Here is a 6,155-nt window from a genome sequence, read left to right as displayed (position 1 = left end):
GCCGGGAGGTCGGGGACGCGGTCCGGCTGCCACGGACCGTCCGAGAACTCCCAGGATTCCGGGGCGATCAGCGCGGCCGGGCGGGCCGGGTCGAAGGGCAGAGCCCCGACGATCAGTTCCACATCGTGGAGGGTGAGGGCCGCGTCGGCCGCTACGGGATCGTCGTACCGGGCGAGGGTGCCGGACGCACGCAACGTCCGGTCGGCGCGCGAGAGAAGAAAGCCGTCCATTGTGCAGCCGAGACTAGTCGGCGGACCTCACTTGCCGGGCGGCACGATCAGCACGGGACGGTGACTGTGCCGCAGAACGTGGTCGGCGACACTGCTCTGCAGCAGCGACCGCAGCCCGGTGGTTCCGCGGGTGCCGGTGATGATGATGTCGACCGCGAGTCGGTCGGCAGTCTCCACGATCGCGGTCCAGACGGTGCTGGTGCACTCGACGCATTGGCCTTCCGTCGTGATGCCGGCGGCCTCGGCCAACGCCACGCCCTCTTCGTTGGTGACCCGGGCGTCCGCGAACGCGACGTCCTCGGTCTCCTCGTCGGGCACCCACTCGGGCTGCATCACACCGGACAGGCCCGACATGCGGGCGGCCTGACGCACCATCGGTTCCCACACCGTCACAAGCACAGCGCGATTGGAGGAGAGAAACCGACCGGCGTATTCCACTGCCCGCTTGGCGTTATCGGACCCGTCGTAGGCGATCAACATGAGACCACCGGGCATCAGGACCTCCTGGGAACGGGCTTGCGTGTGAAGTCCAGGCTACCAAGGCGGGACGCCCGGTACGCGGGTCTCGGCTACCGTCGAAGCCATGCGGATCAAGTACGTGCTCGCGCTCGCCCTCTGTTCGGGACTCGTCGCCGGATGTTCCTCCGGTGACGACTCGGTGGCGGAGTCGGCGACGCCCCCGTCCTCGCCGGCACCCGCGGCGTCGTCCGCCGAAGCGGCGTCCCACACGGGCGGCGCCTCCACAGCGGCCGCCCCGGTGTCGTGCGAGACGCAGTTCCTGCAGTCGTTGCCGTTGCGCCGCAAGCTTGCCCAGCTGTTGAACGTCGGCGTCGCCGGCACCGCCGATGCGGTCCAGGTGGTCCGCGACGAACAGATCGGCGGCATCTTTGTCGGGAGCTGGACCGAGGAAACCATGCTCGCAAACCGGGAGGTGCCTCAGGTGGCCGCGGCGTCGTCGCTGCCGTTGATGGTGACCATCGACGAAGAGGGCGGACGGGTGTCCCGGGTGGAGAACCTGCTCGGCCCCGACCCGTCGGCCCGGCAGACGGCGGCGACGATGACGGAGGAACAGACGTATCAGATGGCGCTCGAGCGCGGGCGCGGGCTGAAGGACCTGGGGGTGACGGTCAACTTCGCACCCGACGTCGACGTGAGCAGCCAGCCCGACGACTCGGTCATCGGCGACCGCTCGTACTCCGACGATCCCGCCGTCGTCACCCGGTATGCCGGCGCCTACGCCCGGGGCATGCGGGACGCGGGGATCCTGCCGGTGATCAAGCATTTCCCGGGCCACGGTTCGGCCTCGGGAGATTCGCATACGGGCGCCGTCACCACCCCGCCTCTCGCGGAGTTGCAGACCAAGGACCTCGTTCCCTACCGGGACCTGGTCACCAGCGGTGTCGGCGTCATGCTCGGGCATCTCGAGGTGCCCGGCCTCACCGCACCCGGCATCCCTGCCAGTATCAGCCCGGAGGCGGTCGCACTGCTGCGTGGTGGAGCCGGGTACGGAGCGCCCCCGTTCAACGGGCCGATCTTCACCGACGATCTCAGCGGCATGCGGGCGATCACCGATCGCTACGACATCACCGTCGCTGTCGAGACCGCGCTGCGTTCCGGTGTGGACATCGCGCTGTGGCTCACCACCGACGATGTGCCGCGCGTGCTCGATCACCTCGAAAGCGCCGTGGCATCAGGCACTCTGGCGCAGCAGCGTGTGGATGACGCGGTCCTCACCGTCGGGCGGGCCAAGGGCGCGTTGCCCTGCTGAGGAAACTTTTCGTCGTCCGGGTCGGACCGGCTTATTACCGTAGAGTAAGATAGCGGGCTGGGCGAATACTTGGAGGACGAATGGCCGGCGGCACCAAACGACTGCCGCGTGCAGTGCGCGAGCAGCAGATGCTGGACGCCGCTGTCGACGTCTTCTCCGACAGGGGGTTCCACGAGACGTCCATGGACGCCATCGCGGCCAAGGCGCAGATCTCCAAGCCGATGCTGTATCTCTACTACGGCTCCAAGGACGAACTCTTCGCCGCGTGCATTCACCGCGAGGGTCTGCGGTTCGTCGAGGCCCTCGCCCCTGCGGGTGATCCGTCGATAACCCCGCGTGAGCAGCTTCGATGTGCGCTGGAGGGCTTTCTCGGATTCGTGGGCAAGAACCGTAAATCCTGGATGGTGCTGTACCGGCAGGCGCTCGGACAGCAGGCCTTCGTGGGGTCGGTGCAGTCGAGCCGGGACCGTCTCATCGAGCTCACCGCGCACCTGCTCGAGTCGAGCACGAAGGATCCTCAGCCCGGCCAGGACTACGAACTGATCGCCATCGCATTGGTGGGTGCCGGTGAGGCCGTCGCCGACCGGGTGGCCGGCGGCGAGATCGAGGTGGACGCCGCGGCGGATCTGCTCGAATCCCTGGCCTGGCGGGGACTCGCGGGTAAGAAGAAGCCGGACTGAACGTACATTCAGTCCGGCTGTCGGGTGATCCGGGGCGTCGCTACCGCAGCGTCGCGGTGAGGTGCGGATACCCCTTCTTCGGATGTTTGAGCGACAGATCCCAGCCTTCCGCTGTCTTGTCCGCGTACACATTGAGCGTGGACGGCAGCAGGACCGGCTTGCCGAAGCGCACGCTGTAGGTGACGGTTCCCGGGATCCGTCCCTCGACCGAGCCGAGGACGGCGGCGGCGCTCCACATCCCGTGCGCGATGCTCTTCGAGAACCCGAAGGCCTTGGCGCCCAATGTGGACACGTGAATCGGGTTGCGGTCACCGGAGACGGCGGCGTACTTGCCGATCGTCTTCTGATCGACGCGCAATGTCCGCAGCGGGGGCGGCGGAACCTCCTCCGGCTTGGGTTCGGGTCCCGGCTGCCCGGACAGCGACGTCTTCTGCTGCCGAAGGAACGTCGATGTCTGCCGCCACACCAGTTCACGTCCGACCCGGATCTCGCTGATCACGTCGATCAGCAGCCCCTTGCGGTGCTCACGCAGGTTCTCCGCGTGCACCGACGCGTCGAGTGGTTCGCTCACCGAGATGGGGCGGAACTGTTCGATCACATTCTCGGCGTGGACGGAACCGATTGCGGGGAAGGGGAATCCGTCGGACACCATCAGTTTCATCACCAATGGGAACACCAGCGTGAACGGGTAGGTGAGCGGCAGGGTGTCGCCGAAGCGCAGTCCGGTCACCCGGGCGTACGCGGCGAGGTTGTCCGTGTCGACGTGGATCCCGTTCAGCACCAGGGTGGTGTCCGGGACGGTGTGCCCGCTCGCCCCGACAATCGGCAGCGCGCTACGAATGGCGCGGGCGTAGATATCGAACGTGCCCGGCTTCTCACTGAGCTGTACGACCTTGCCCGCCATCAGGCACCCAGCAAACTTTGGCCGCAGACGCGGACGACCTGGCCGGTCACGGCATTGGACGCGGGGCCGGCGAAGTACGCGACCGTCTCCGCGACGTCGACCGTCTGACCACCCTGCAGGAGGGAGCTCATCCGGCGTCCTGCCTCGCGCGTAGCGAACGGGATCGCTGCCGTCATCGCGGTCTCGATGAATCCGGGAGCAACGGCGTTGATGGTGATCTTCTTCTCGGCCAGCACCGGGGCGGTGGCCTCGACCAGACCGATGACGCCGGCCTTGGAGGTGCCGTAGTTGGTCTGGCCGCGGTTGCCCGCGATTCCGGCGATCGAGGACACATCGATCACTCGGCCGCCCTCCTTCAGCGCGCCCTTTGCGATCAAAGCCTCGGTGATCTTCTGCGGGGCCAGGAGATTGACGCCGATGACGCTGTTCCAGCGGCCTTCGTCCATGTTGGCGAGTGTCTTGTCCCGGGTGATGCCGGCGTTGTGCACGATGATGTCGACGCCGCCGTGACGCTCGAGCACATGTGCTGCCAGCTTGTCGCCCGCGTCGGGCGCGGTCACATCCAGGGCGAGGGACGTGCCGCCGACCTTGTTGGCGGTCTCGGACAGGGCGTCACCGGCCGCCGGAATGTCGGCGCAGACGACGTGCGCTCCGTCCCGGGCGAGTACCTCGGCAATGGTGGCGCCGATTCCGCGGGCCGCGCCGGTGACGACGGCAACCTTCCCGTCGAGCGGCTTGGCCCAGTCGGCGGGTGCGACGGAGTCCTCGGCGCCGACCCGGATGACCTGGCCGCTGACGAACGCGGACTTGGCCGACAGCAGGAAGCGCAGGGTGGATTCGAGCCCCGACAACCCGGCCGACGCCTTCGGCGAGACGTACACCAGTTGCGAGGTGGCGCCGCGTTTCACTTCTTTGCCGACGCTACGGGTGAAGCCTTCCAGTGCCCGTTGCGCGACATACTCGTCGACGCCGGACGTCTCCTCGGGCGTGGTGCCGATGACGACGACCCGGGCGCACGGAGCCAGATTCCGGATGACGGGCTGGAAGAACTCGAACAGCTGCTCGAGGTCGGTGACACTGCCCAGGCCGGTGGCGTCGAAGACCAATCCACCGTAGGTGGTGTCACCGGTGCCGGCGGCGGGGTAATCGGAGAGGAGCCGGCGGAGCGGTTCGACGAGCCGGCCCTTTCCGCCGATGAGAAGGGGGCCGGGAAGCGCCGGTTCGCCGGGCTTGTAGCGGCGCAGGTTCTCGGGCCTCGGCAGGCCTGCCTTCGCGGCGATGAACGCTCCGGGTGCGGATGAGAGGAACTGGGAATAGATGTCGGGAGCTCCCTTGGTGGCTGCCACGGTCCTACCTTCTTCTCGTCGGTTCGGTGGTCAGGCATCGAACACCCATGAAGCGCGGTGTCGACAAGTAACTTACTGCTGAGTAAGTGATCCCCCGTCAGACCACGCCTGACGGGGGGTACTTTTTCCCGTCATCACGTATACGAGGTCGATGTCCGCGAACGCGCACACCCTCGTCAACTCCTCTACCCCGAACTCAACTTTGCCTGTCATGCGAGACGAGAGCATTTGCTGAGTCATGCCGGAAGCCTCTGCGATGCTCGCCTGTGAGATGCGGCGTGGCTTTCCGGCCAACTCCTGGCGAAGCCGTCGGGCTACAGCAGCAGCCACGGTCTCGCCTTCACCATTCGTCATATCCGTTGTTGTACGCATGTGAATATTCCAACACGCTGACGTTGTAACCGCAAGGTCATAGCTACGACACGCGCGCAGCGGAACAAAACAACACGCCGACACGCCGAATCTCCTGTTTGTAATTCACGTCCTCAGGACGTAGCTTCTGTCCTGTGAACAAAACACCAGCACACCAAGTAGCTGACAATGTTCGCGGGGAAGCAGCGCGTAAGCGCATATCGCAGCGGCAACTTGGCGAAGCGATCGGCCTGAGCCAGCAGTCACTGTCACGGCGACTCCTTGGACGCACCGCCTTCGACGTCAACGAGCTGTCTGCAATCGCCGAATACCTCGACATCCCCGTGTCGACATTGATCAGCGAGAACTCAACGGCCGCATAAAAGAGAGCCCCCAGGTGCACCAACACCTGAGGGCCAGTCGATCCAAACTCTCACGAAAGGAAAGATCAATGACTGATCTTACGGCATCAACCGCAAGAGTCGAGCGCGACCAGCTCGCGTCGCGCGTGGATGTGCTCGACAAGGTGGGCGTGCTCCACACCCTGTCCGACGACATGCACGCCACCACTGAGCAGGTCGCGACGTTCTACGAGGTACCTAAGGAAACCATCTTCACGCTCGTGCGCAACAACCGCGACGAGATCGAACTGGATGGCTACCGGGTGGTCACGCGGAGTGCGTTCGAGGGGACTTTCGAAACCAAAGTCCCCTCCTCTGCCAGCAAGATCGCCCTGTTCCCGCGGCGCGCCATTCTCCGCGTCGGCATGCTCCTCCGTGACTCCCTCGTCGCGCGGAAGGTTCGTGACTACCTTCTCGATGCCGAAGAACTGACGACCCTCGACCTGAGTGACCCGATCGCAGCGGTCGAGCAGCA

Annotated in this window: 6 protein-coding genes and 2 pseudogenes; 4 read left to right on the top strand and 4 right to left on the bottom strand. The window is 65.8% G+C overall.

Translation table 11 applies throughout. The features are described from left to right. Positions 1-230, bottom strand: a pseudogene (locus WAW17_RS01815) (isochorismate synthase); the annotation flags it as partial. Positions 231-257: 27 nt separating this feature from the next. Further along, positions 258-725: a universal stress protein gene (locus tag WAW17_RS01810; RefSeq protein ID WP_422331320.1), complete on the bottom strand. Its 468-nt coding sequence runs from the start codon at positions 723-725 to the stop codon at positions 258-260. A gap of 88 nt (positions 726-813) precedes the next feature. Between WAW17_RS01810 and WAW17_RS01805 the strand changes: the two genes are divergently transcribed. Together WAW17_RS01805 and WAW17_RS01800 are read left to right on the top strand one after the other, a co-directional pair. After that, positions 814-1,998 (top strand): glycoside hydrolase family 3 N-terminal domain-containing protein, encoded by a 1,185-nt coding sequence (locus tag WAW17_RS01805; protein WP_422331319.1) that lies wholly within the window; start codon positions 814-816, stop codon positions 1,996-1,998. 80 nt (positions 1,999-2,078) lie between these two features. Further along, complete coding sequence (locus WAW17_RS01800) at positions 2,079-2,678, top strand: TetR/AcrR family transcriptional regulator (protein WP_422331318.1); 600 nt, start codon at positions 2,079-2,081, stop codon at positions 2,676-2,678. A 40-nt stretch (positions 2,679-2,718) separates the two neighbouring features. Here the strand turns inward: WAW17_RS01800 and WAW17_RS01795 are convergent, their stop codons facing one another. Continuing rightward, positions 2,719-3,582, bottom strand: a complete 864-nt coding sequence (locus tag WAW17_RS01795) for a MaoC/PaaZ C-terminal domain-containing protein (protein ID WP_422331317.1) — start codon at positions 3,580-3,582, stop codon at positions 2,719-2,721. Then, a complete protein-coding gene (locus tag WAW17_RS01790) occupies positions 3,582-4,928 on the bottom strand; it encodes a 3-oxoacyl-ACP reductase (protein ID WP_422331316.1) in 1,347 nt (448 codons plus the stop codon). Before WAW17_RS01790 ends, WAW17_RS01795 begins: the two co-directional genes overlap by 1 nt. A gap of 506 nt (positions 4,929-5,434) precedes the next feature. On the opposite strand from WAW17_RS01790, the gene WAW17_RS01785 reads away from it, so the two are divergent. Both WAW17_RS01785 and WAW17_RS01780 read left to right on the top strand, forming a co-directional pair. Then, on the top strand, positions 5,435-5,662 hold the full coding sequence (locus tag WAW17_RS01785; RefSeq protein WP_422331315.1) for a helix-turn-helix domain-containing protein: 228 nt from the start codon (positions 5,435-5,437) through the stop codon (positions 5,660-5,662). 68 nt (positions 5,663-5,730) lie between these two features. Beyond that, a pseudogene (locus WAW17_RS01780) lies at positions 5,731-6,155 on the top strand (hypothetical protein); the annotation flags it as partial.

Source organism: Rhodococcus sp. (in: high G+C Gram-positive bacteria) (assembly GCF_049286785.1).
Taxonomy (GTDB): Bacteria; Actinomycetota; Actinomycetes; order Mycobacteriales; family Mycobacteriaceae; genus Rhodococcus_F.
Note: the sequence above shows the minus strand (reverse complement) of the source record. Positions and strands in the feature narration are given on the sequence as shown.

What these genes read in the sequence shown, in the direction of transcription:
- WAW17_RS01805 (WP_422331319.1), top strand. Translation starts at nt 814, where the DNA reads ATGCGGATCAAGTACGTGCTCGCGCTCGCCCTCTGTTCGGGACTCGTC.
- WAW17_RS01810 (WP_422331320.1), bottom strand. Translation starts at nt 725, where the DNA reads ATGCCCGGTGGTCTCATGTTGATCGCCTACGACGGGTCCGATAACGCC.
- WAW17_RS01795 (WP_422331317.1), bottom strand. Translation starts at nt 3,582, where the DNA reads ATGGCGGGCAAGGTCGTACAGCTCAGTGAGAAGCCGGGCACGTTCGAT.
- WAW17_RS01800 (WP_422331318.1), top strand. Translation starts at nt 2,079, where the DNA reads ATGGCCGGCGGCACCAAACGACTGCCGCGTGCAGTGCGCGAGCAGCAG.